The 25,104-nt window shown below is 69.4% G+C and carries 22 protein-coding genes; 11 read left to right on the top strand and 11 right to left on the bottom strand.

The features are described 5' to 3' along the window. Positions 1-42: 42 nt before the first annotated feature. Positions 43-471 carry a hypothetical protein gene (locus AC1VNM_RS06465; RefSeq protein WP_483106273.1) on the bottom strand — a complete coding sequence of 143 codons (429 nt, stop codon included), beginning with the start codon at positions 469-471 and terminating at the stop codon, positions 43-45. A gap of 247 nt (positions 472-718) precedes the next feature. Between AC1VNM_RS06465 and AC1VNM_RS06460 the strand changes: the two genes are divergently transcribed. After that, positions 719-1,717 (top strand): Crp/Fnr family transcriptional regulator, encoded by a 999-nt coding sequence (locus tag AC1VNM_RS06460; protein ID WP_483106272.1) that lies wholly within the window; start codon positions 719-721, stop codon positions 1,715-1,717. Positions 1,718-1,757: 40 nt separating this feature from the next. On the opposite strand, the gene AC1VNM_RS06455 is transcribed toward AC1VNM_RS06460, so the two are convergent. From AC1VNM_RS06455 to AC1VNM_RS06435, 5 genes are all read right to left on the bottom strand, one after another. Continuing rightward, a complete protein-coding gene (locus AC1VNM_RS06455; RefSeq protein ID WP_483106271.1) occupies positions 1,758-3,923 on the bottom strand; it encodes a PAS domain S-box protein in 2,166 nt (721 codons plus the stop codon). Between the two features lie 20 nt (positions 3,924-3,943). After that, positions 3,944-4,855 carry a response regulator transcription factor gene (locus AC1VNM_RS06450; protein ID WP_483106270.1) on the bottom strand — a complete coding sequence of 304 codons (912 nt, stop codon included), beginning with the start codon at positions 4,853-4,855 and terminating at the stop codon, positions 3,944-3,946. A gap of 9 nt (positions 4,856-4,864) precedes the next feature. Further along, entirely contained in the window at positions 4,865-6,478 is a 1,614-nt protein-coding gene (locus AC1VNM_RS06445; RefSeq protein WP_483106269.1) for a hybrid sensor histidine kinase/response regulator, read from the bottom strand. Next, complete coding sequence (locus AC1VNM_RS06440; protein WP_483106268.1) at positions 6,475-7,128, bottom strand: MEDS domain-containing protein; 654 nt, start codon at positions 7,126-7,128, stop codon at positions 6,475-6,477. Before AC1VNM_RS06440 ends, AC1VNM_RS06445 begins: the two co-directional genes overlap by 4 nt. Positions 7,129-7,522: 394 nt before the next feature. After that, positions 7,523-7,882, bottom strand: a complete 360-nt coding sequence (locus AC1VNM_RS06435) for a four-helix bundle copper-binding protein (RefSeq protein ID WP_431103404.1) — start codon at positions 7,880-7,882, stop codon at positions 7,523-7,525. Positions 7,883-8,376: 494 nt separating this feature from the next. Here AC1VNM_RS06435 and AC1VNM_RS06430 point away from each other — a divergent pair, with 494 nt between their 5' ends. The 4 genes from AC1VNM_RS06430 to AC1VNM_RS06415 all read left to right on the top strand — a co-directional run bounded on the left by AC1VNM_RS06430 (position 8,377) and on the right by AC1VNM_RS06415 (position 13,698). Next, entirely contained in the window at positions 8,377-9,513 is a 1,137-nt protein-coding gene (locus AC1VNM_RS06430; protein WP_483106267.1) for a TolC family protein, read from the top strand. 63 nt (positions 9,514-9,576) lie between these two features. Next, positions 9,577-11,733, top strand: a complete 2,157-nt coding sequence (locus tag AC1VNM_RS06425) for an ATP-binding cassette domain-containing protein (RefSeq protein WP_483106266.1) — start codon at positions 9,577-9,579, stop codon at positions 11,731-11,733. Between the two features lie 41 nt (positions 11,734-11,774). Further along, entirely contained in the window at positions 11,775-12,929 is a 1,155-nt protein-coding gene (locus AC1VNM_RS06420; protein ID WP_483106265.1) for an HlyD family type I secretion periplasmic adaptor subunit, read from the top strand. Positions 12,930-13,032: 103 nt separating this feature from the next. Continuing rightward, positions 13,033-13,698 carry a response regulator gene (locus AC1VNM_RS06415; RefSeq protein ID WP_067271469.1) on the top strand — a complete coding sequence of 222 codons (666 nt, stop codon included), beginning with the start codon at positions 13,033-13,035 and terminating at the stop codon, positions 13,696-13,698. A gap of 87 nt (positions 13,699-13,785) precedes the next feature. On the opposite strand, the gene AC1VNM_RS06410 is transcribed toward AC1VNM_RS06415, so the two are convergent. Continuing rightward, complete coding sequence (locus AC1VNM_RS06410) at positions 13,786-14,976, bottom strand: EAL and HDOD domain-containing protein (RefSeq protein WP_483106264.1); 1,191 nt, start codon at positions 14,974-14,976, stop codon at positions 13,786-13,788. Between the two features lie 339 nt (positions 14,977-15,315). Between AC1VNM_RS06410 and AC1VNM_RS06405 the strand changes: the two genes are divergently transcribed. Then, the gene (locus AC1VNM_RS06405) at positions 15,316-15,975 is read left to right on the top strand and encodes a YiaD family glycine zipper/OmpA-like lipoprotein (protein ID WP_483109249.1); all 660 of its coding nucleotides are present in this window, start codon (positions 15,316-15,318) and stop codon (positions 15,973-15,975) included. A gap of 87 nt (positions 15,976-16,062) precedes the next feature. On the opposite strand, the gene AC1VNM_RS06400 is transcribed toward AC1VNM_RS06405, so the two are convergent. Together AC1VNM_RS06400 and AC1VNM_RS06395 are read right to left on the bottom strand one after the other, a co-directional pair. Next, on the bottom strand, positions 16,063-16,266 hold the full coding sequence (locus AC1VNM_RS06400; protein WP_377155257.1) for a hypothetical protein: 204 nt from the start codon (positions 16,264-16,266) through the stop codon (positions 16,063-16,065). A gap of 22 nt (positions 16,267-16,288) precedes the next feature. Beyond that, positions 16,289-16,816 (bottom strand): hypothetical protein, encoded by a 528-nt coding sequence (locus AC1VNM_RS06395; protein WP_377155258.1) that lies wholly within the window; start codon positions 16,814-16,816, stop codon positions 16,289-16,291. Positions 16,817-17,079: 263 nt separating this feature from the next. On the opposite strand from AC1VNM_RS06395, the gene AC1VNM_RS06390 reads away from it, so the two are divergent. Genes AC1VNM_RS06390 through AC1VNM_RS06370 form a run of 5 tightly spaced genes read left to right on the top strand, consistent with a single transcriptional unit; the run spans position 17,080 to position 22,036 of the window. Beyond that, positions 17,080-17,256, top strand: a complete 177-nt coding sequence (locus AC1VNM_RS06390; RefSeq protein WP_067271457.1) for a DUF1328 family protein — start codon at positions 17,080-17,082, stop codon at positions 17,254-17,256. 35 nt (positions 17,257-17,291) lie between these two features. Then, entirely contained in the window at positions 17,292-17,828 is a 537-nt protein-coding gene (locus AC1VNM_RS06385; protein ID WP_377155259.1) for a ferritin-like domain-containing protein, read from the top strand. 4 nt (positions 17,829-17,832) lie between these two features. Further along, entirely contained in the window at positions 17,833-19,329 is a 1,497-nt protein-coding gene (locus tag AC1VNM_RS06380; RefSeq protein ID WP_483106263.1) for a phospholipase D-like domain-containing protein, read from the top strand. Further along, positions 19,320-21,593: an AsmA family protein gene (locus tag AC1VNM_RS06375; RefSeq protein WP_483106262.1), complete on the top strand. Its 2,274-nt coding sequence runs from the start codon at positions 19,320-19,322 to the stop codon at positions 21,591-21,593. Before AC1VNM_RS06380 ends, AC1VNM_RS06375 begins: the two co-directional genes overlap by 10 nt. Positions 21,594-21,622: 29 nt before the next feature. Next, a complete protein-coding gene (locus tag AC1VNM_RS06370; protein ID WP_377155262.1) occupies positions 21,623-22,036 on the top strand; it encodes a response regulator in 414 nt (137 codons plus the stop codon). 128 nt (positions 22,037-22,164) lie between these two features. Here the strand turns inward: AC1VNM_RS06370 and AC1VNM_RS06365 are convergent, their stop codons facing one another. Further along, entirely contained in the window at positions 22,165-23,793 is a 1,629-nt protein-coding gene (locus AC1VNM_RS06365) for a DHA2 family efflux MFS transporter permease subunit (protein WP_483106261.1), read from the bottom strand. Further along, positions 23,790-25,037 carry an EmrA/EmrK family multidrug efflux transporter periplasmic adaptor subunit gene (locus AC1VNM_RS06360; protein ID WP_483106260.1) on the bottom strand — a complete coding sequence of 416 codons (1,248 nt, stop codon included), beginning with the start codon at positions 25,035-25,037 and terminating at the stop codon, positions 23,790-23,792. The genes AC1VNM_RS06365 and AC1VNM_RS06360 overlap by 4 nt, the downstream gene beginning before the upstream one ends. Positions 25,038-25,104 lie beyond the last annotated feature (67 nt).

Raw genomic sequence — 25,104 nt, 5'->3', positions numbered from 1 at the left:
CGACCCTCCAGGCCGCTGACAAGAAGAAGTGATCTGAAGTGATTAGCGCAGCGCGGCGAGCAGCGCCGCCTGCACTGTTTGAACCGCCTCCGCCGCTTGTACCGCTTGCGTGATGCGGCGGCGCTCCTTCTCTGCCCCAGTGCCGCGCCCGTCGACGAGCGCGAGCACGGCCTGCACGTCCACCACGGGCACCACGGCCGCCGTCGCCAAGCGCCGCAGGACAGCGGGCGGCAGGCCGTCGCACGCGATCGCGCCGTAGAGGCGCCCGAGCAGCCGTGCGACATCTTCCAGCGCCGCGCCGTCCTCGATCACCCGCGTGGGGTCGAGGACGGTCACCTGCGCGCCCAGTTCTCGCGCCGCCTGCTGGAACAGCATCGCCTCCGGTGCGCCCTCGTCCCCACACACCATGCCCATCCGCAGGCCCTGCAAGGGCGCAGGCGTCGTGCGCGGAGACGAAGCGGACAGCGGCATGGTCGAACGCGTGGCGTGGAGGGAGGAAGTCGGCGGCATGACGGGGGCGGCGGGCGCGGGGACCACGCCGGGAGGCGAGCTGCACAGCGTAGTCAGCTCGCGGAGGGAGGCGTTGATCGATGTCAACGCGAACGCCTCGTCGACGCCGGGCGCGCAGCACGGCTGCCCGGACTCGACGGGCTGTTACTGAACCGTCACCGAGGGTTCACTGACTGTTGCTGACCGATGTCAAGGATTGGTGCCGCCGTTGCGAGCCGTTTCTAGCATCTCCAGCAATCCCTTCAACCCCGAGACCATCATGCACAGCGCCATCGCCCTCGCCTCCCCTCCGAGCGACCTCCCCCGCGATCGCCTGCGCGATGCCCCGGCTGGCCGGCCGCGTGTGGCGCCTTCGGCCAAACCGGTGCCTCGCGAAGGCGCCGCGCCCCTGTCCGCCACCGCCGCGATCGTCGCGTGCACCACCCCCGGCCTGATCGCGCCCGATCTGCGCCCGCAAGCGCGGCCGCCGCTGCAGGTGACCGTGTCGGAACCGCGCGTCGTCTCCCGTGATCCGCAACAGCGCATGCTCGAGGTGATGCGCACCATCCGCGACATCCTCCAGCCGGCCGCCAAGGTGGTGCGCGCCGGCGACATGGTCTTCCGCGCCTCGCAGCCCTTCAACACCGTGTACCTGATCAATGCCGGCGCGTTCAAGCTGGTGAGCCGCAGCCTGGACGGCCGCGAGCAGATCGTGAGCCTGAAGTTCCGCGGTGACTGGCTGGGCTTCAGCGGCATCGCGCACGGACGCCATCCCTGCGACGCGGTCGCGATGGACACCGGCAACATCTCGATCATTCCGTATGACCTGCTGCTGCAGGCCTGCGCGCGTTACCCGGAGATGATGGCCGTGGTCCACGAAGGCATGAGCGCCGAGATCACCCATGAACGCCAGTCGCTGATGTCGGTGTGCACGCTGGCCTCGCTGGCACGGGTGGCGGAGTTCCTCTGCGCCTGGGCGCGCAGCATGCATCAGCGCGGCCTGCGCGCCGATGAACTCACGCTGCGCATGACGCGCGCCGACCTGGGCAACTACCTGGGCATGACGCTCGAGACGGTCAGCCGCTGCCTGTCCAAGCTCAACCGCGAGGGCCTGATCCTGTTCGGCGAACGCGGCCGTCGCCAGATCTCGATCCCCAGCCGGGAACGGCTGGAGCAGTTCGTGATCGGGGGCTCGATGGCGCGGGGGAAGCTGGCGACGGCGGCGTGAGCCCCGCCGGCGCCTTCCGGTGCCGGGCGCCGTTCGTCCCTCAACGCGACATCACCCTCCCGATCGCCCGCGCGAGCGCGGCGCGCTCATAGGGCTTGGGCAGCAGCGCCCAGTCCAGCGCGTTGTCGTGCTCGGAAGAAAGCAGTTCGGCCGAGAACCCCGACATCAGCAGCACGGCGATGTCGGGCCATTCCTTTTGAACGCGTGACGCCAGTTCCGTACCGCGCATGCCGGCGCCCAACGCGATGTCGCTGAGCAGCAGATGCGGCAGCGGGCTGCCCTCGGACGAGTCAGCCGCTTCGTCCAGATCGCGCAGATGCCGCAGGGCTTCTTCCCCGCTCGCGCAGGCCGTGACGCTGCAGCCGAAATCGGTCAGGTAGCGACGTGCGACGGCGCGCACTTCGGCGTCATCCTCCACCAGCAGCACGCGCAGCCCCGGCGGTACGGCCGAGGCCGTCGCATCATGCTCGACCACCTGGCGCTGCGCGGCCGGCGGCTGCGGCAGGATCAAGGACAAGGTCGTGCCGTGACCCGGCGTGCTGTCGATGCCGATCGCCCCGCGCGACTGGCGCGCGAAACCGTAGACGGTGCTCAGTCCCAGTCCGGTGCCACGGCCCGCCTGCTTGGTCGTGAAGAAGGGTTCGAAGGCGCGCTCCTTGACGTCCTCCGGCATGCCCGTGCCGCTGTCGGAGATGGCGATGCGGACATAGTGCATCGCACCCTCCGACCCGTATCCCGCAGGCGTCGGATCCTCGTCGTCCTCCTCCAGCTCGCGGCGCAACTCGGGCGGGATGGACCTCAGCGGCCCGGCTTCGAAGAGCAGTTCCCCGCCCTCCGGCATCGCATCGCGCGCGTTGATGGCGATGTTCAGCAGCGCCGACTCCAGCTGCGCGGGATCGGCCTGCACATCGGGGCAATCGGCGGCCACCTCGATGCGGATGCGGATGCGCTGGTCAAGCGTGCGGTGCAGCATGTCGGCCAGCGAGCGAAGCATCGCGCCCACGTCGACGCTGGCCGGCTGCAGCCGCTGCCGGCGCGAGAACGCCAGCAACTTGCCCGTCAGCTCCGCGCCCCGGCGCGAGGCCCGCGTCGCCGCCGCGACCAGTTGCGGCGCGAAGCCGTCCTCGGTCACCGCCGGCAGTTCGGCCAGCACCTGCAGATTGCCCTGGATGACGGTCAGCAGGTTGTTGAAATCGTGCGCGATGCCGCCCGTCAGTTGACCCACGGCCTCCAGGCGCTGGGAGTGGCTCAGCGCTTCCTCGGTCTGCGCCCGCTGCAGACAGGTGCCGAGCAGGTTGGCGACCGATTCCAGGAAGCGCAGCTCCGCATCGCCGAAGCGTCGCGGCTGACGCGAGCGCACCGCCAGCGTGCCCACCGGCCTTCCCCGATCGGACAGCGGGACCGCCAGCCCGGACACCAGGCCCGCCAGCAGGTAGCTCTGCGGCACGGCGAACCGTTGCTCGCTGCGGTAGTCCTCGACGACGACCGGCGCGCCCTGGGCCAGGACGAAGCCTTGCGGCGTGTCCGGGCGGTTCGGCACCGTCGCGCCGAGGCCTTCGCCCTCCAGCAATCCGACGCCGTCCGCCAGGCGCAGCGCGGTGCGGCCCGGCTCGAGCAGGAAGACGACCGCCTGGTCCGCCTCCAGCGCCCGGGCGGCAATCGATGGCACCTGGCGCAGCACCTCCTGCGGATCGAGCGAATCGACGGCGATCCTGCCCAGTTGGGCCAGATGCTCGCTGTATCGCGCCCGCTGCAAGGCCTGGCGCACGCGCGGGTACTCGGCGACGCTGCGGATCGAGGCCATCGTGTACGGCAGTCCCAGCGGCTGCAGCGGGCTCAGCGCGATCTCCACCAGCACCTCCGACCCGTCACGCCGCCGCGCGACCAGTTCGGTGGCCGTGCCGCCCATGGGCCGCGATCGCGGTGCGGCCTCGTAGGCATGCCGGTACGCCGCGTGGCGCGGACGGATGCTGTCGGGCACCAGCATCTCGACGGAGGCGCCGATGAGGTCCTCGTGGGCATATCCCAGCAGTTGCGTGACCGTCGGATTCGCGAGCCGGATCAGCCCCCGGTCGTCGACGAGCAGCAGCCCGTCCGGCGACGCGGCGAACAGCGCGCGAAAGACGGCGGATTCGTCGAGCCCCGTGGATCCGCCGTCATTCCCGCCGTGCGCGTCGTTCCCGCGGTCGTTGGTGGCGTTGCTCATGACCGTGCTCCTCTCGGCGCTCAGGTCGAGCGCGTCGAGGTCACTCTCGGCGCGAACAAGTAGCCGGCGCCCCGGACCGACTTGATCCACTGGCCTTCACCCGACTCGGCGCCGAGCTTGCGACGCAGCCGCCCCACCTGCACATCGATCGTGCGGTCGAAGGGCCCGGACTCGCGACCCCGGGTGTGCTCCAGCAGAAAGTCGCGCGACAGCACGCGCCCGGGGTGCAGCATGAGGATGTGAAGCAGGTCGAACTCGCCGGTCGTCAGCGCGACCTCCTCGCCGTCCGGCCCGGTCACGCGGCGCGCGGACACATCCATGGTCCAGCCCTCGAAGTGGAGGCGCTCACGGCCGGCGGACAGGTCCTGGACGATCTCGACTGGCTGCCCGCTGGACAGTCCCGGCGGCGCCGATGCGGCACCGGAAGCCACGACCGCATTGCCCAGGTGGCCCGGGTGGCCCGGGTGGCCCGACGAAGCAGCCGCGGCGGCCGGGCCGGCCGCCGGTCCTGGCGCCAGGCGCCGCAGCACGGCCTTCACGCGGGCGACCAGCTCGCGCAGGTCGAAGGGCTTGGTGACGTAGTCGTCCGCACCGACCTCCAGCCCGACGACCTTGTCCACCGCGTCGCCGCGCCCGGTGACGATCACCAGGCCGCAGCGCCAGTGCTCGCGCAACTGGCGCGCGATCACGAAGCCGTCCTCGCCGGGCAGCCCCAGGTCCAGCAGCACCAGGTCGGGCGTGTCCGCCGCCATCAGGTCCATCAGCGCCCGGCCGGTGTGGAGTTGCGTCGTGCGGAAACCGTGCGACGCGAGGTAGCCGGCCAGGAGCTGGGTGATGTCCGGCTCGTCGTCGAGGATCGCCACATGGGCCGGGGCTGGCGCCGACACGCTCGCGGGCGTGGTCGCGGAAGGGAGGGAATCGGGCGCACTCATGAGCCCCGATTAGAGCGCGTCCGCACGGATCAGCCGCTCCAGCGTGCGCGTCAGGCGATCCAGATCGATCGGCTTGACCATGTGCTCGTCGAAGCCGCTGCTCAGCGCCTTGTCGCGATCGGAGGCCTGGCCATACCCGGTCAGCGCGATCAGGCGCGGCGCCGCCGCCCCGAGTTCGTGATGGATCAGGGTGGCCAGCTGGTAGCCGTCGATGACCGGCATGCCGATGTCGAGCACCGCGGCATCGAACCGCGATGCGCGCACCCGGTCCATCGCTTCCTGCGGCAGCGTCGTCGTGACGACGTCGTAGCCGGCGTAGCGCAGCGCCATGCCCAGCGTCTCGGCGGCGTCACGGTTGTCGTCGACGACCAGCACCCGCCCCTGCACCGGCGGCAGCGTGTCCAGCGCCTCGGTGGCCGGCCCCGGCGCGGGCGGCGCGGCATGGATCTCCGCCGGCAGCGTCACGCGGAAGGTCGCGCCCTGCCCCGGCCCCGCGCTGAACACCGCCACCTGGCCGTGATGCATCTCGACCAGCTGCTTCACGATTGCCAGCCCGATGCCGAGCCCGCCCTTGGAGCGATCCAGCGTCGTCGAGCCCTGCTCGAACAGTTCGAACACGCGCGGCAGCATGTCCGCGTCGATACCGGCGCCGTTGTCCTGCACCTCGATCACCAGTGCATCGCCGACGGCGCGCGCCGCGACGCGGATCTCGCCGTTCGTCGGCGTGTACTTGGCGGCGTTGCTCAGCAGGTTGACGAGGACCTGGCGCAGCCGGGCCCGATCGCCCACCAGCCGCAACTCCGGTCCGACGTCGCAGGCCACCCGCATCAGGTGGTTGCGTTCCTCGAGCAGCGGGCTCACGCCCTCGATCGCGTCGCTCAGCAGGAAAGGCACGTCCACCGGCTCGCGCGCCAGCTCGATCTTCCCGCGCGTGATGCGGGTGATGTCGAGCAGGTCGTCGACCAGCTTGGAGAGGTGGCCGACCTGGCGTTCGATGATCTCGTGCTCGCGCGACAGCTGGCCGGTCTGCAGGCGGATCAGATGCAGCGCGGTGGAGATCGGCGCCAGCGGGTTGCGCAGCTCATGGCCGAGCATGGCGAGGAACTCGTCCTTCGCGCTCGCGGCGCGTTCGCGCTCATGGTCCAGCCTCGCGGCGTGCAGACCGGTCGACGCCAGCGTCGCCGCGGCGCGCATGAAGGCGCTCTGGTGCGGCGACGGGAAGTCCGGTCGGGAGGAGCCGAACCACAGGCTGCCGGCCCGCCCCGCCGGTCCGAGGTAGAGCCGCACCACGCGCAAGGTGCCCAGCGGCGATTCCAGCGCGGTCGCGCTGTCGGCGGTGTCCGGCATCTGCCGGCAGGCGATGATGAAGTCGGTCCAGGCCTCCTGCGACACACGCACGCCCCCAAGCTGCAGGACCGTGGCCGGCGCGGCGTCCGGCACCAGCGGCGCATGCAGCAGACAGACCGCCGTGCCGACGATCCGGTTCACCGCCTCGGTCGTGAGCTGCAGGACGGTGGCGGCGTCGCGCCCGACCCAGAGGGCCGGCAGCGCGAGCAGGCCCATCAGGTCACGCAGCGCCCGGTCGGCGGCGGACGGTTCTCTTTCTCGGGACATCGTGGTCATTCGGCCCGCCGGGGTCGTGCCGGCACTGGGAGCGCCACCGGCGCGGAGCGCCCGCGACGTCGCCCCGTGGCCCGGCGCGCGGACAGCTCGCGCAGCATCTCGGCCGGCGGCGTGAAGAACGGATTCTCTCGCAGCACGCCGCCGATCATCGTCAGCGGATGCGTGCGCAGCAGATCCATCATGGTGGTGCCATCGAGCGGCGCGAGGTCGTAGACGCAGATCGCCAGGCGCCGGTTCGCGTCCAGGACGCCGTTCAGGCGCGCCTCGTACTCCAGCAGGTCCAGACGGTCGATGCCATGACGGACCGCCCAGCCCATCTGCGTCATCACACGCAGTCCGTCGAATCCGCCCAGCTCCCGCCCCTGCGCCGCGGTGGCCAGCGCCATGGCCGCGAGCATGGCCTCCACGTCGATCGCGCCGGGTGCCTGCGGCCAGGGCCACAGGGCCAACTGGCCGCGGTGTTCGCACGCCACGACGTCGATCCCGGCGCCGACCAGCCGGGCCCGGTGCTCGTCAAGGCCGCCCGGCTCGATCAGATGCAGGTTGCGTTCGTTGTTCCGCTCCGCCTCGCGGTAGAACGGCGCCAGCACCTGGCACGCCTCCTCCCGGCTGTCGAAAAAAGCGCAAATGTGGAAATGGGGGGTGATCACTGCTCTCTCGCACCGTCCGCGGCGTCAAGGCCATCGGACGTCCTCCGTCCCGAGTTGCATCGGCCAGTCGGCTGGCTCTTGGGGTCGATCGCCGGATGTTAGCCGTGAAGCGGGTGTGCGACTGGCATCCGATGCCCGACGGCCATCGTCATTCCGTCCCCGACCGTGTTCGAGCGCCCCGGCCCGCCCTGTCACATGCCACGTTCTTCGATCAGTTGCCGACTCACAACCGTCAGATACGGATTAAATCCCTGAAATCAAAGATGGACACTTGCCAGAAACCCGTCATGACAATTCATCAATGAACCGACTGCAGTCAGTCAATCGGTCCATCAATAAGTCAGCCGGCAACCGTGCCTTGGCAGAAAGTCTGCCGCCGTGCCGCCAATTGCGCTCAGGCGTGGGCGCCCAGCGCATGTCGCTCACCCGCGTGGACATCGCAGGCAGCTGCGCAAGCCCGGCAAGCCTGGGCGCAACGCCTGCAATGCGCATGCTGATGCTTCTCGCATTCTTCGGCGCACGCCCGGCACAGATGGGCGCACAACGCGCAGAAGTCGCCGTGGTGCGCGGACTCCCGCGACAGCACACCGATCGTGGCCTCGCAGATCGCGGCGCAATCCAGATCCAGCAGGGCGCACGCCTCCAGCAGGCGATCGCCGGAGCGGATGCACGCGTTGGCGCACTGACGCGTCGCCAGCAAGGCCTCGGCACACGCCTTCATGCAGGGTTCCAGGTCTTCGGAGGGGGTGGTCATCGCGAGTCCTTCAGGAGGTAAGAGGTGCCGCTTCCGGGCAACCGTCATTCCCCCGGACGCCGGCATCGGGCCCCTAGATATTCGTGCCCCGAACCCGACTAGCAAACTATTGCTAGTTTCTTTGCATAAACAAGCCATCAGTGGTTGACGGCGCCAAAAGGCTAGCAAGGAAATGTCATTGTGAGACGGCAGGACAGGAAACGAAACTGAGCGGGATAGAAAACAGCCCGACGGGGTTTCCCTTGAACCGCCAAGCTCCTTTCCGACCATTCCGACCTTTCCAACCCTTCCGCGCTTTCCGATCACACCGGTCAACGAATATCGACATCGCCACCGGATGGCACTATCCGCTCGCCGCGCTGGCACTGATCAGCCTGCCGGCCCACGCGGACGACGGACGCCAGGTGCCGGCCGAGGCCCTGGAGGAAGCCCCCCTCGCCGTCTCCTCCGCCAGCGCCGCCTCGCCGGTGAATGCCGTTCGCTGGGGGGCCGCCATGGATGACTTCCTCACCGGCGCGTTGTCCGCGGATCCCTCGATCGAACGCGCCCGGGCCTCGATCGCCGCCGCCGAGGACGGCGTCACCGCCGCGAAGTGGCAGTTCGGTCCCTCGCCGAGCTTCTCGCGCCAACTCGCCAGCGGCATCGGCGGGTACGTCAACGTCCTGAGCATCCAGCAGCCGCTCTACACGGGAGGACTGCTGTCGGCCAACCTGAGCGCCGCACGGACCACCGTGCGCAGCAGCGAGATGGAGCTGCGCTCCGCGCAACTCCAGTTGAAGCTGAAGATCGTGCAGACCTGGGCTGACTGGGCCAAGGTCCGCGGTCGCATCGACAGCCTGGAGGCGTTGCGCGCGGAGCATCAGCAGTTGCTGGAGATGATCCGGCGTCGCAACCAGGCGGGCGTGGCCACGAACGCCGACGCGGCGCTGGCCGCCTCCCGGCTGAGCGCCGTGCAGGCGGAAATGGCGCAGGCCCGGCTCGAGGAAGCATTGCAACGCGACCGGCTGCAGCGCCTGGCGCGTCGCCCCGTCGACGATCCCTTGCGCGTCGTGCTCGACGGCGAGCTCCCCGCGCCACCGGCGTTGAACCAGGTGCTCGACCGCATCCAGCTCTCGCCAGAGATGGCGATCGCGCGCGCGAACGTCGACCTGTACCGCGATGAACTGACCAAGGCCAAGGCCGCGCTGCTGCCGACCGTCAGCCTGCGCATGGACCGTCAGAGCGGCGCCTACAAGGACGATCGCATCGGCGTCGTGATCCAGGCCGGGCTGCCCGGGGGCCTGTCGGCCCTGTCCGGCGTGAATGCGGCCCGCTCCCGGATCGCCGCGGCGGAAGCCGCGGTCGCCGCGACCGAACAGGACCAGTTGAGCAACTATCAGCTGGAGTACACGCGCCATGCCGCGGCGGTCGCCTCGCTGCGCAACGCCGAGCTCACCGCCTCGACCGGCGACGAGGTGCTCGCGTCGTACCGACGTCAGTTCGATGCCGGCAAGCGGGCGTGGCTGGACCTGCTGAACATGGTCCGCGAGGCCCACACCACCCGCCAATCCCAGCGCGACGCCGCGATCGACGAACGCGCCGGCCTGTATCGCCTGCACCTGCTCCTCGACGGCGCACCGGCGCTCGATTGAGCGGCTCGCCATCCGTCTGCCGCAACGCCCTTCCTGCCCATCGCCACCCGCGAGATGCCCGCCATGACATGGAATCCCTTCAAGCGAACGACGGCCGCGTCGTCGCCCCCTTCGGCCGCCGTCGCGACCGCCCTGGCCCACTGGCTGCGCCTGAAGGGGCGTCCCGTGCCCGCCGCGCTGGTCCGTCAACGCCAGATGGAGCTGGCTCTGCCCGGCGAGGATCTTCACAGCGCGCGCCTGCTGGCCGGTGCGCTCGATCAGCAGAGCCATTTCGTGCTGCTCGACGCGCCGCAACTCGCCGCGTTGCCGCTGCTGTGCCACCACGCCGAGCACGGCTGGCAAGTGGTCACCGCCCGCACGCCCGAGGGACTCTGGACGTGCGCCGGACCTGATCGGGTCCGTCGCGACCTCGTGCTGGACGATCAGCCCTGCCTGCACGCGGTGGTGGATCACGAGACCGAACGGGGCGCGACCCGAAGCGCGCGCGGCATGATGCTCGCGCAGATCCGAGGCCAGTGGCCGATCTTCGTGGAGGCGGCGGGCCTGTCGCTGGTGCTCTCGACGATCGGCATCGCCATCTCGTTCTTCTCGATGCAGGTCTACGACCGCGTCATCCCGAGCCAGGGCCACCAGACGCTGTGGGTCCTCACCCTGGGCGTGGGCCTGGCGGTGGTGATCGAGTTCCTGCTGAAGCTTGCGCGGGCCTCGCTGCTCGAACCGCGGCTGAAACAGCTGGACGTCGGCATCTCCAGGGCGCTGATGGCGCGGCTCAACGCGGTCCGGCTGGATCAGCGACCCGGTTCCGTCGGCACGCTGGCGTCGCAGGTGCAGAGCTTCGAGTCGATCCGCGGCATCCTGTCGGCCAGCACCCTGTTCCTGCTCTTCGACATGCCGATGGCGCTGATCTTCGCGCTCGTGATCGCGGCGATCGGCGGCTTCTGGATGGCACTGCCGGCGGTGGTGCTCTTCGGCGTGACCGTGCTGACCGGCCTGCTGCGTGCCCGCCGCATCGCCCGGCTGACCGCGAGCAGCCAGTCCGGGGCCAACGCCAAGACCGGCCTGCTGGTCGAGACCATCGAAGGCACCGAGGCGATCAAGGGCTTGGGCGCCACCTGGCGCTTCGAATCCCGCTGGGCGGCGCTGTGCGAAGTGAACGCCGCGCAGAGCCTCGCCCTGAAGCACGAGAGCGACACCACCTCGTACATTTCCGCCGCCCTGCAACAGGTCAGCTACGTGGCCCTGATCTGCGTCGGCGCGGTGCTCGCGATCGACGGGCACCTGACACAGGGCGCGATCGTCGCCTGCTCGATCCTGTCGGGGCGCGTGCTGTCGCCGCTGGCCTCGATCCCGCCTTTGCTCGTGCAGTTGGGCAGCGCTCGTGCGTCCATGAAGGCGCTCGATGCGATCTTCCGGCTGCAGGTGGACAACGAAGGCGTCGCCCGCCCCCTCGTGCCCCAGGTCCTGCACGGGGAGTTGCGCTTCGAGAATGTCGAATTCGCCTACCCCGGTCAGAAGGAAGCGCTGCGCTTCGGCAGCATGCGCTTCCGCCCCGGCGAAAAGGTCGCCATCCTGGGAACCATCGGCGCCGGCAAGACCACGCTGCTGTCGCTTGCCTGCGGCCTGACCCAGCCGACACGCGGCACCGTCTACCTGGACGGCGTCGACCAGCAGCAGATCCACGCCGGATGGCGCGCGACCCAACTGGCCTATTGCCCGCAGCACGCCTGGCTGTTCTCCGGCACGCTGCGCGACAACCTCCTTTTCGGACTGCCCGACGTCAGCGACGACCTCCTGGTCGCCGCCTGCCAGAAGACCGGTCTCTGGCCCATGGTGGCCCAGCATCCGCTGGGCCTGGACCGCAAGCTCTCGGAAGGCGGACGCGGCCTGTCGGGCGGGCAGCGTCAGCTCGTGGCGCTGACGCGCCTCGTCCTGGCCGATCGCGCGGTGTGGCTGCTCGACGAGCCGACCTCCGGCATGGACGACGGACTGGAACAGGCCACCGTCCGCTTGATGCGGCAGATGCTCAAGCCCGAGACGACGCTGCTGCTGGTGACCCATCGCCTGTCGATGCTGGCGCTGGTCGACCGCGTGATCGTTCTCTCGCCACAGGGCGTCCTGGCGGACGGCCCGCGGGACGAGGTGCTGGCCAGGCTGCAGGGCCGCCCGGCGCCGTCCAACGACGCCGCGGCCGCCACCAGGGCCGCCACCGCGGCCGCTTGAGCGTCGGCCGCTCGCAGAACTTCCGACATCAAGAGAACGTTATGACAACGACCAAGAGTCTTCACGAGGGTCAGACGCGCGTGCGCTGGACCGTCCTCGCCACGGTGGCGGCGCTGGCTGCCGGCTTGTGGTGGGCCTCCCAGGCGCAGATCGAGCAGGTGACTCGCGCCGGGGGCAAGGTCATGGCATCCTCGCGCACCCAGGTGATCCAGGCACCGGACGGAGGTGTGGTGGAAAAGCTCTTCGTGCACGAGGGGGATGCCGTCCGCAAGGGCGATCTGCTGGCGCAGCTCGACAACACCAAGGCCAGCGCCGCGCTGGCGGACTCCAGCGAAAAGGCCGATGCCTTGAACGCCTCGCTGGCGCGCCTGCGCGCCGAAACGCTGGGCACGCCCTATCGTCCCGCCGGCACCGGCCCGTTCAACGAGCTGCAGCGCCAGCTCTACGAACGCCGCCGCACGGCCTTGCAGGAAGAGCTCACGGTGCTGGCGACGTCCGCCGATCTCGCCCGGCGCGAGGTCGCCCTCAACGAGCCCCTGTACAAGGCCGGCGACATCAGCGCGGCCGACTATCTGCGGCTCCAGCGCACGGCGAACGAGGCCGCGGGACAGGTCACCTTGCGCCGCAACCGCTTCCTCCAGGATTCGCAGGCGGAGCTGGCCAAGACCGAAGAAGAACTCGCCAGCGTGCAGCAGATGCTGAACGACCGTCGCGGCAACCTGGAACACACGCAGTTGCGTGCGCCGGTCGACGGCGTGGTCAATCTGATCACGCTGACCACCGAGGGCGCGGTCCTGCGACCAGGCGACGAGATCATGCAGCTGCTGCCCACCGGCGACGACCTGATCATCGAGGCCCGGCTGCGCGCCGCGGACATCGGATTCATCCGACGCGGCATGCCGGCGGTGGTCAAGGTGGACGCCTTCGACTACAGCATCTACGGCGCGCTCGACGGCAGCGTGACCTATGTGAGTCCCGACGCCCTGACCGAGCGCACCGCGCAAGGCGAGCAGGCCTACTACCGCACGCACATCCGCATCAGCGGCAAGCGTTTCAAGGGCGAGAAGGCCGATCGCATCGTGATCCAGCCCGGCATGACGGCAACGGCGGAGATCATCACCGGCCGTCACACGGTGCTGGACTACCTGCTCAAGCCCGTCCGGAAAACGATCTCGGAATCACTCGGAGAGCGCTGAATCCCCGGCGACCGCACGACGCTTGCGCAAGCACCACTCACTTCACGTCATCAATCTTCATCGCCCATCAGCAACAACAACTCCGAACCAGAGGGGAACAGACATGATCACCGTCACCATCATCGAAGACGATGCCACCGTCCTGCAGCGCCTGATCGACGTCGTGTCGGCCAGCAGCGCCTGCCAGATCGTGGGCATCGGTCGCAACCGCGGCGAATCGGTCTCCGCGATCCTCGCCAATCGTGCGGACATCTACCTGGTCGACCTCGGCCTGCCCGACGTGGACGGGATCGACCTGATCAAGCTGATCGACGAGAAGTGTCCCGATGCCCACAGCATCGTGATCAGCACCTTCGGCGATGCCAAGCATGTGATGCGCAGCCTGCGCTCGGGTGCTTCGGGCTACCTGCTGAAGGAAGAAATCCAGCCCAGCCTGATCGACAAGATCATCGCCACCCACAACGGCCACGCCCCCTTGAGCCCCGCCGTCTCCCGGCTGGTGCTCGACAAGCTCGAGAGCCTGGAGACCGGCGTGAAGCCCAAGGTGGACAAGGGGCAGAAGCTGAAGGAGCTCGGCCTGGGTCAACGCGAATGGAGCGTGCTGAACCTGCTGATCGAAGGCCTGCCGATCGTCGACATCGGCAGCCGCCTGTCGATCTCGCGCTTCACGGTGAACCAGCACTTGCGGTCGATCTATCGCAAGCTGAACGTCAACTCCCGCGCCATGGCCACGAGTGTCGCCCGGCTGCATGGGCTGATCGACGAGTGAGCGTGCCGGGGGGAGGCCCCGTGCCCGGATGCTCGCGGACAGGCCGCCCTCCCGGGTGGCTTGGTCATGGCTCAAGCGCCTGCGCCCTCAGGCGGCAGCCGTCACCATGCCATTGCCGGGCCTGCCATCACGAGCAGGTGTGGCGGAGCCAAGGATCGACAGGAACACCGAGGCGGGTTTCGACAGCAACCGCATCCGCAGCAGTTGCTTGCAGAGCATGAAGGAGGCTTGCTCCAGCGCTCCCGAGGTGCTCACGAGGCCCTCGCGACGCAAGCGGAGCCGCCCTTCGGCCAGTTCGCCGCGCAGCAGCTGCGCCAAGTCGCGATCCCGGCCATGCACGGCGGCGACGTTGAGCACCGCCAGCCAGGCAACCAGGACCGCACGGGGCAACGACGCCAGCACATCCGCCAGCGACTCCGATGTCGCGGCGCAATGGGGCGCATGGATGGCCTGCACGCGCAGCAGTCGCGCGACCAGTGCGGGATGACGCCCCGCGATCAGCGCGAGCGACGACGCCGAGACCCCCGAGCGCGCCAGCATGAACAGCTGCCCGACCACGTGCGGATCGCATCCAGGCAGCGCGTGCACGGCCAGGGTCGTCGGCCGGGCGATGCCATAGCCTTGGAAATAGTCGGCGCCCGCACGACGCGCGCGCTGAAGGGATGCATCGTCTTCGATCTTCTCGGCGATGACGGCCATGCCGAGTTGGTGGGCCTGGCGAACCAGCGCAGACAGTTGATCTGCATCAAGACCGACGGCATCGATCTTGGCGAACTGGACCCACGGGGCCAGTGACCATCGCGCGTCGTCGGCGCGGACGATATCGTCGAGGGCGAAACGGTAGCCGCGGCCATGAAGGTCGCGGATTCGATGCAGAAGCGCCGCGTCCACCACGACGGTTTCGAGCAGCTCGATCACGCCGACATCCGGCGTCAGCGCTTCGGCGATCGGACTCATCAGCGTGCGGCAGTCCATGTTGACCAGCAGGTCGCCGATGGGGTGCTCCGCGGCAGGCGCGTCGGTCAGCAGTTCGCCATCGATCAACGCGCCCGAGAGGGCCGTGGCCGTCGCGTAGGCGCCCAGTTCCGGTCCGACGCCGTCATTGCTGGCATTCCAGCGGAACAGCAGTTCCGTGGCCACGACGCGGCCGGCACGATCGATGACCGGTTGCATGGCGTAGCGGACATGGGAGCCGAGATGTTCGGCCTGCCAGTTCGGCGAGGGGGAGAGTTCCACACCGTTGACGGGGGTGCGACCGGGTTCGGACGATCGGGACATGGGCACTCCGCGGAGCGGGTAGCGAAGAAGGCTTCATGCTATGAACCAAGGGCCCGGCGCTGAATAACAAACACTTGTCATCCATGGAAGCTCGATAACAGTTATGGGAGGGGTCACCGACTGGAACTTGGGGGACACGGCAGGTGCCGCACTTGCCCTCCTTCGTCACCGTCGGACACGCGCTCGGACCGGAACCCCGGTGCGATGCGCGGGCGACTCACCCGCCAGACCCGGACCGGGTCCGCCGCCGCGCTGGGATACTGACCTGCGCGGGCGGCGGCACAGCCGCCCGGGTCGTTGGGTTTTCTTACCCGGATCACAAGGAGAAGCAACATGCAGATGCGACACACCCGACTGGCCGCGGCCGCCCTGGCGGCCGCCGTCCTGGCCGGCTGCGCGAACATGGACGAACGCCAGCGCGGCACCGCGGGCGGCGCCGCGATCGGTGCCGTCTCGGGCGCGGTCATCAGTTCCGCCACCGGCGGCAAGGCGGGGACAGGAGCGTTGATCGGCGGCGCGCTCGGCGCGGTGGCCGGCAACGTCTGGTCACGCCACATGGAGGACAAGCGCCGCGCGATGGAACAGGCCACCCAGGGCACCGGCGTCGAGGTGACGCGCACGGCGGACAACCAGTTGAAGCTGGACGTGCCGAGCGACATCTCCTTCGCGACCAACAGCGCCGCCATCGAGCCGCGGCTGCGTCCGGTGCTGGACGCCTTCGCGAACGGCCTGAACAGCAATCCGTCGCCGACGATGGTGCGCGTGGTGGGCCACACCGACAACACCGGCTCCGATGCGATCAACGATCCGTTGTCGCTGCGTCGCGCGGAGAGCGTGCGGGGTTATCTGGCCGACCGCGGCGTCCGTTCCGACCGGGTCGAGGTCGCCGGCCGAGGCTCGCGCGAACCGCTCGTGTCGAACGACACGGCGGAGAGCCGCGCCAAGAACCGCCGCGTCGAGATCTTCCTGCGCGAGCCGCAGCAGGGCTCGGGCGGATGAGCGTTCCGACGCTCCCATGACAAAGGCGCCTGTGATGCAGGCGCCTTTTTCTATCGCGCGTTCGGCGCGTCCAGCGCGTCCAGCGCGTCAGGTCGTGGGCTTGGCGGGCTCGGGTCCCATGTGAGGTCCGGTGCGATGCAGCGCGCCGCCCTCGCCTTCCCAGGTGGTGACCTCCTCGGGTTTCGAATGCGAGGTCTTGTGCCGCGCCTCGAAGCGCCGGGCCTGCCACTGCCACAGGGCGTAGCCGGCCAGGCTCGACAACGCGAGGGGGACGAGTCGTTTCATCAGCATGGTGTCGCTCCTCGTCGATCGATCATCGTGCCGGCGCGCTGGCCTTGGGCTGGCGCGGAGGCGGAACGTCCGGTCCCGGACGCATCGTCGCGCTCGGCGGTTCGGCCGGGGCGGACGGAATCCCCGCCGCCGTCGGGTTCTCCTGCACCATGCGATCGATGCGGGTCAGGATGCCGCCGCTCTGCACGCTGCCGTCGCGCGTGCCCTGCCCCATCACCATCATGCGGCAGTCCTCGCGGTCTTCCGCGGCGACGCGCTGGCAGCGCAGCATCGCGTTGTTGGCGAGGTCCTGCGCGCTCGCGGTCCGGAGGCTGCCGCGCTGGGCTTCCTGACGGGCCGCGCCGGCTTCCTTCAGGCAGGCCGCGCGGGCCTGGCCGGTCTTGCCGGCCAGGCAGTTGGCGCGTTCCTGCTCATAGGTCGCCTGGATGTCGGACTTGGACGCGGCCGCGAAGGCCGGCGTGGTCACCATCATGACGGCCGACAGCACCGCCCCGGCGGTGATCCACGCGGCGGCGGAGGGGGAAGTGAGGGTCTTGTTGAGCTTGATCATCTTGGGTTCCTTTCCAGCGCTCGGCGCCGAGGTCGGAAGACGGGACGGGAGGATGAAGCAAGGCTAGGCCCGCGACCTGCCGCCGTCTGTCGTACCGCGCCGGAGCCGCGTGTAGGACGAGTCCGGCACCGCGCTCCAAGGCAGCGGTGGCGGCGTCCTGTCCTACACCCGGACGTGGGCCCTGCTGATCCTTCCGGTCCACGGCGGCTTCTACAGTGACCCCAAGTGCCGCGCCGCGGCCGACAGCTGGAAAGGACATCGTCATGTTGAAGTGGGCCTTGATCTTTGCCGTGATCTCGCTGGTGGCGGGTGTACTCGGCTTCACCGGCCTTGCCGCGGGCGCGGCGGGCATCGCCAAGATCCTGTTCGGGATCTTCCTGGTCATCTTCCTGGTGCTGCTGGTCCTGGGCATCACCGGCGTGAACGCCCTTCGAAAGTGACCTTCACCGATTCTTGAATCCAGAGGAGCCAGCCCATGAACGCCCCCGAACACAAGCACCTGCAGCTTGACGAACAGGCCTTGCAACGCGCTCGCCAGCACCTCGACGAAGGCCCGGTCACGCCCAGCTACGGCCCGTGGCGCGAAGACGTGATCCGCCTGCTCAACGACGCGCTCGCGACCGAGCTGGTCTGCGTGCTGCGCTACAAGCGCCACTACTTCACCGCGCACGGCCTGAACTCGCCGCGCATCGCCGAGGAGTTCCTCGAGCACGCCACGCAGGAGGCGGTCCACGCCGACCGCATCGCCGAGCGCATCGTGCAGCTGGGCGGCGATCCGGACTTCAAGCCGGACACGCTGACCCAACGCAGCCACGCCGAGTACGACGAGTCCAAGGACCTGAAGGAGATGCTGCGATCGAACCTGATCGCCGAGCGCATCGCCGTCGAGGCCTACCGCCAGATGATCCAGCTCATCGGCGACAAGGATCCGACGACGCGACGCATCCTCGAGGAAGTCCTCGCCGAAGAGGAAGAGCACGCCGACGACCTCGCCGACCTGCTGAGGGACTGACAGCATGCGCCGGCGCGTCGCGGCCCTGCTCTTCGCGCTCGGCGCGAGCGTCGGTCTCGTGGCCTGCGGCACGCCGCGCGCGCCGGTCAACGGCCGCGTCCCGGAGCCGCCGTCCACGGCGCCGACGCTGACGCGGGTGGCCGCGCAGGTCGACGTCGTCGGCCCGCGCGGCCAGATGAACCAGGCCAGGCGCGAGCAGGCCCTGCAGGCGGCGGCCGCACAAGGCAAATCGGACCTGCTGAAGCGGCAGCTCGCGGCGATGTCCGCGTTCGGGGATGTCGACCTGTATGCCGGCAACGACGCGCAGCTGCTCGTCGATGGGCCGGCCACCTTCGCCGCCATGTTCGCGGCCATCGAGAAGGCACGCCGGCAGATCGTCCTGGAGAGCTACATCATCGAGGACGCCGACGTGTCGCGACAGCTGGCCGACCTGCTGCTGAAGCGACGCGCGGATGGCCTCGAGGTCGCGGTCCTCTACGACGGCGTCGGATCGATCGGCACGGACGAGACCTACTTCGACCGCCTGCGTCAGGGCGGCATCGCGGTCTGCGCCTTCAATCCGGTCAATCCGCTGAAGCAGCGCACGCGGTACCACAAGATCACGCAGCGCGACCATCGCAAGATGCTGGTCATCGACGGCGAGACCGGCTTCACCGGCGGCATCAACATCAGCGCGGTGTACTCGTCGGGCTCGGGCGGTTTCGGCGGCCGAAGCGCGTCGAAGGCGCCCCGGCCCCAGGCCGCATCGAGCGAAGCCAGCGGCAAGACCGGAGGCAAGGCCGGTGACAAGGGGGATGACAAGGCCGACGAGAACGGCTGGCGCGACACGATGATCCAGGTGCGCGGCCCCGCGACGCAGGCGTTGCACACGATGTTCCGCGAGGTCTGGTCGCAGCAGCACTGCGAAGGCACCGTCGCGGCGATCGAGCCGCCACCCGGCCCGCCCGCGGGCCAGCAGTTGATGCGCGTGATCCCGTCCACGCCGCAGGACACCGAGAACCGCATCTACACGCTGCTGCTGGGCAGCATCCGCGCCGCGCAGCGCAGCGCGTACCTGACGATGGCCTACTTCGCGCCCGGCCAGGACATGGTCGACGCCCTGTGCGAGGCCGCGCAGCGCGGCGTCGACGTCCAGCTGATCCTGCCCTCGCGCAGCGACTTCGGCCCGGTGATGCACGCGGGCCGCAGCCACTACGAGCGCATGCTGAAGGCCGGCGTTCGCATCCATGAACTGCAGGACGCGGTGCTGCATGCGAAGACCGCCGTCATCGACGGCGTGGTCTCGACGGTCGGCTCCAGCAACATGGACTGGCGCAGCTTCGTGCACAACAACGAGGTCAACGCGGTCGTGCTCGGCGAGGACTTCGGCGGCGCGATGACGCGCATGTTCGAGCGCGACCGCGGCGCGTCGAAGACGATCGAGCTGCAGCGCTGGCAGGACCGCGGCCTGTGGCAACGGGGCAAGGAATACTTTTCCAGGATGTTTGAGCAATGGTGGTGAACAACGCGCCCTCCTCCGCGCCGGCGCCTTCGCCGGGTCCGCGACGACATCGTTTCCATGGCTGGGCCCTGGGCCTGGGCGTGCTGCTGGCGATGCTGCTGATCACGGTCGGCGTCTGCGAATGGCTGGGCTGGCCCTTCCTGCGCCGCCCGGCGGAGCAATGGCTGAGCCAGAAGCTCGACCGCCAGGTGCGCTTCGACGGCGACGAGGACAACACCGCCTGGCAGCTCCGGCTGATCGGCCACCTGCGCCTGCGTTCGCACAGCCTCACGATCGCCGGCCCCAGCTGGAGCACGCTGGGCGGTCCGATGCTGCAGGCGCAGGACGCCGCGCTGACGCTGCGTTATTCGGACCTGCTGGCCCTGCGCCACGAGGGTCAGGCCTTGCAGGTGAAGTCGCTGCGCGCGGGCGAACTGACCCTGCGGCTGGAACGTGACGTCGAGGGCCGCGCGAGCTGGCAATTCGGCAAGCAGCCGCCCAGCGACACGCAGGTGCGCAAGCGCCCCAACATCGACGGCATCCGCTTCGACCTGCTCGAAGTGGGCCAGGGCACGGTACTGGTGGACGACAAGATCCAGCAGCTGTCACTGCTGGGCCGCTTCGCGTTGCGCGAGACCTGGGCGACGCCGGAGGACGCTGCTTCCGCGGTGCGTTCGGGCCTTGCCGCATCGGGCGCGGCGTCTGGACAGCGCGCGCCCGCGGCGGCGGCGCGGGTGGCCAGCGCGGCCGCCTCCGGCACCCGGCTCGCCGTGGACTTCGGCGAACGGGTGGCGGGCAAGCCCAAGGGCGCCTCGGCGCCCGCCGGCGAACCGGGACCCGGCGAAGGCGGCCGCAACGGCGTGACGGCGCAGGCCGAGGGCCATTGGCGCGACCTGCCGATCAAGGCCAGCCTGCAGACTGGCTCCGCGCTGCCCTGGATGTCCTCGGACCCGAACGCACCCGCCGTGCCGGTCACGCTGCGCGGCAACATCGGCAAGGCCCAGTTGAGCTTTGACGGCCAGGTCCGCGACCTGCTGGTCAGCCAGGGTCTGTCCGGGAAATACACGCTGGCGGGGCCGTCGCTGGCCGCGGTCGGCGAGCCGCTCGGCGTCACGCTGCCGACCACGCCGGCCTTCGCGATGGCGGGCAAGTTGACGCGCGACGGCACACGCTGGACCACGGCGGTCAGCAAGGCCACGATCGGCAAGAGCCAGTTGAGCGGCGAGTTCCAGTACGACAAGCCGGAGAATGGCCGCCCGACGCTGACCGGCGAACTGCGCGGTCGCGAGCTGTGGCTGGCGGACCTCGGACCGGCGGTCGGTGTGCCTGCGGAGCCGGGTGCGCGCAAGGCGAAGAAGGGGCCTTCGCGCGTGCTGCCGGACAAGCAGTTCGACCTGCCCTCGCTGCGGGCGATGGACGCCAACGTGAATGTGAAGCTGGCGCGTTTCGAATCCGGCAGCGCGCTCCTGCAGGCCGCCGAACCGCTGAACGCGCGGATCGTGCTGCAGGACGGCGTCCTGGAATTGCGCGACATCGATGCGCGCGTGGCGCGCGGCCAGGTGGCGGGCAACATGAAGCTGGACGGCCGGGGCCCGCAGGCGAAGTGGCAGGCGCGGCTGCGTGTCGGCGGCGTGCATCTGGAGCAGTGGCTGAACCTGGAGCGCAAGAACGGCCAGCGCTGGGTCACCGGGTTGATGGGCGGGCGCGTCGCGCTGGATGGCGAAGGCAAGTCGACGGCCGAACTGCTGGCGAGCGCGGATGGCCGCATGGTGCTGTACTGGACCGAAGGGACCATCTCCCATCTGATCGTGGAGGCGGCGGGCATCGACATCGCGCAAGGCCTGGGCATGCTGGTGCGCGGCGACGAACCGCTGGAGGTGTACTGCGGCGTCGCCGATCTGCGGGTCAAGGACGGCGTGGTGACGCCGCGGCCGATGGTCATCGACACGAAGGATTCGGTGGTGCTGGTGGATGGCGGCATGTCGCTGGCGACGGAACGGCTGGCGTTGACCGCCAAGGTCGATCCCAAGGACAAGAGCCCGCTGACGCTGCGCACACCGCTGAACATCCAGGGGACGTTCGGCGACCCCCAGATCAGCCTGCAGAAGGGGCCGCTGCTGCGCAAGCTGGTGCCCGCGGCCGTGCTGGGCGTGGCCCTGGCGCCGCTGGCGGCGATCGTTCCGCTGATCGACCTGGGCGAGGAGGCGGACCCGGAGAGTCTCAAGGCGCTGTCTGAATGCAACGCGCGGCTGGCGCCGGCTTCGAAGCGGGGCTCGGGATCGTGATAATGAGCGCCTCGCTCACGCCCATGCCCATGTCCACCGTTCCCGTCACCGCACCGACGCCCGGCACGCTGAACTGTTTCCTGGTTGAGGACAGCCCGCTGATCCGGGAGAACCTCGTCGCGACGCTGCAGGAGATGCTCGACCTCGACGTGGTCGGCTGGGCCGAGGACGAAGCCAGCGCGCTGCGCTGGCTGCACGACGAGGCGGTCCCCTGCGACATCCTCATCATCGACCTCTTCCTCAAGCGCGGCTCCGGCATGTCGCTGCTGCCCAAGGCGCGGCAACTGCAGCCCGAGGCCAAGGTCATCGTGCTGACCAACTACGCCACGGCCGACATGCGGCAGCGCTGCGAGCAGCTCGGCGCCGACCGCGTCTTCGACAAGTCCAGCGAACTGGACGAGCTGATTGCGTACTGCCTGGACCTGGCGTCCTCCAAGGCTTGACGCCAAACGCAGGCACGAATCACTGCGCAAATCGCAACCCGACGAAGCGCCAATCGCACAGCAGAAAGGGGTCCCGCGGGACCCCTTTCGACGTTGGGGCGATATCTGTCGCCTCGGCGATCGATTCGTCAGTGCGCCCCGCCCGCATCCACAGGCGCGCCCATCTTCGGGGGCCGCTTCGTGAGCCACACGAAGGCGATCAGCACGACGAACAGCACCGCGGACGCCAGGAAGATGTCGTCCGCCGCCCGCGTGAACGCCTGCTGGTCGACCAGCCGGTTCAGGTAGGCCAGCGCCTGGTCGTGGCTGAAGCCCTGGCGCTGCAGCGTGTCCAGCGCCGCCGTCTCGGCCGGATCGCCCAGCGACAGCCGCTCCGCCAGGTGATGGTGGTGCAGCGCCGCCCGGTTCTCCCACAAGGTCGTGGAGATCGACGTCCCCATCGCGCCCGCCGTGATCCGCACGAAGTTCGACAAGCCCGCCGCCGCGGCGATCCGCTCCGGCGTGATGCCCGACAGGGTCAGCGTCGTCAGCGGGATGAAGAAGAACGCCAGCGCCCCGCCCTGCAGGATCGTCGGGATCATGATGGTCCCGAGGTCCGTGTCCGTCGTGAACACCGACCGCATCCACAGCACGATCGCGAACATCACGAAGGCGAAGCTCGCCATCATCCGCGGGTCCCACACCGAGACCTTCTTCCCCACCACCGGCGACAGCAGGATCGCCAGCACGCCCACCGGCGCCAGCGCGAAGCCCGCGGCGGTGGCGGTGTAGCCCATGTGCTGCTGCAGCCACAGCGGCAGCAGCACCACGTTGCCGAAGAACAGCCCGTACGCGATCGACAGCACCGAGGCGCCGAACAGGAAGTTCCGCCGCGCGAAGAGCCGCAGGTCCACCACCGGGTGCTTGTCCGTCAGCTCCCAGACGATGAACACCGCCAGGCCCACGACCGCGATCACGGCCAGCGCGATGATCTGGTTCGACTCGAACCAGTCCAGCTCCTTGCCCTTGTCCAGCATCACCTGCAGCGAGCCCACCCACAGCACCAGCAGCGCCAGCCCGATGGTGTCGATCGGCAGCTTCTTGGTCGGGGTCTCGCGGGTGCGGTAGATGCTCCAGGTCAGCCCGGCCGCAAACAGCCCCACCGGCACGTTGATGTAGAAGATCCACGGCCAGGTGACGTTGTCGGTGATCCAGCCGCCCAGCAGCGGCCCCACCACCGGCGCGACCAGTGTCGTCATCCCCCATAACGCGAGCGCCGTGCCCGCCTTGTGCTTGGGATAACTCGACAGAAGCAGCGTCTGCGACAGCGGGATCATCGGTCCCGCCACCAGGCCCTGGAACACGCGCGCCGCCACCAGCATCTCCAGCGAGTGCGCGAAGCCGCACAGCCAGGACGCCAGCACGAACAGCAGCACGCTGGTCGTGAACAGCCGCACCGCGCCGAAGCGCTGCGTCAGCCAGCCGGTCAGCGGCACCGAGATCGCGTTGGCCACGCCGAAGCTCGTGATGACCCAGGTGCCCTGCACCGGGCTGACGCCGAGGTCACCGGCGATCGCGGGCAGCGACACGTTCGCGATGGACGAGTCCAGCACGTTCATGAAGGTCGCCAGCGACAGCGAGATGGTGCCCAGCACCAGCGCGGTGCCGGTCAGCGGCGCGGGACCGGCCGGCGGCCCGGAAGGCGCCGGCGATGCCTGCGGCGCGGCGGGCCCGGGGGCCGCCGGCGCGCCGGGCGCGGTTGGAGTGGAATCGCTCATTGCACGCGCGTGGTGGTCGTCTTGGCCGCGGCCTTGCCGAGGTTGGTCGCGATGATCTTGTTCACCTGCTCGTCGGCGGCCTTCTCCTGGACGTCGAAGATCGTCGTCTGCAGTCGCGGCGCGCTGGCGCCGGTCGCGGCGGCCAGCATCGCGCCGCCCTGGTCACGGATGTCGACCTGCACGTCCATCGACAGGCCCACGCGCAGCGGATGCTCCTGCACTTCCTTCGGGTCCAGCGCGATGCGCACCGGCACGCGCTGCACGACCTTGATCCAGTTGCCGGTCGCGTTCTGCGCCGGCAGGAGCGCGAACGCCGCGCCCGTGCCGGCACCCAGGCCCTGCACCGTGCCGTGGTACTCGGTCTTCTTGCCGTAGACGTCCGCCTCCAGCGTCGCCTTCTGGCCGATACGCAGCTTGGCCAGCTGGCTTTCCTTGAAGTTGGCGTCGACCCAGACCTGCTGCAGCCCGACCACCGCCATCAGCGGCGCGCCGGCCGCGACGCGCTGGCCCAGTTGCACCGAGCGGCGCGCGACCCAGCCGTCCACCGGCGCGATCAGCTCGGCGCGCTGCAGCGCGAGGTAGCTCTCGCGCAGACGCGCGGCGGCGCGCAGCACGTTCGGGTGTTCCTCGACCTTGACGCCGTCCGTCAGCACCTGGTTGGAGGCCAGTTGATCCTTCGCGGCCTGCAGCGCCGACTGCGCGGCGGCGGCTTGCGCACGGGCCGAGGTCAGTTGCGACTGCGCGTGTTCCAGCTCTTCCTTGCCGACGGCGCCGGTGGCCACCAGCGGCTGGCGGCGCGTGACGTCGGATTGCAGGCGATCCAGGTCGACGGTGACGCGCTTCAGGTCGGCCTCGCGGACCTTGACCTGCGCTTCGAACCCGCTGTTGTTCGCGTACAGCGTGCGGACCTCGCGGACCGTCTGGGCCAGTTGCGCCTGTGCCTGCTCCAGCGCGACGCGGGCATCGACCGGATCCAGGCTCACCAGCTTCTGGCCGGCCTTCACGAAGTCGGTGTCGTCGGCGTAGACCGCGCGCACCGTGCCGCCGACCAGCGGCGTGATCTGCACGACGTTGGCCTGCACATAGGCGTTGTCGGTGGACTCGTAGCGGCTGCCGACGATCCATTCATACCCGGCGTAGGCCAGGCCCGCCACGATGACGGCGGCGGCGATGATCGTCAGGCCCTTCTTGCGGGAGCCGTTCTTGGCGGGAGCTTGCGTGTTGGTCGGGGGCGTTGCGCTCATGGTGTGCTCTTCGGGATTCTTGTGATTCGGGCGCGTCAGCGGCATGACCGCCGGCGTTTCAATGTCG

The organism is Mitsuaria sp. MSU3D, assembly GCF_056867975.1.
Note: the sequence above shows the minus strand (reverse complement) of the source record. Positions and strands in the feature narration are given on the sequence as shown.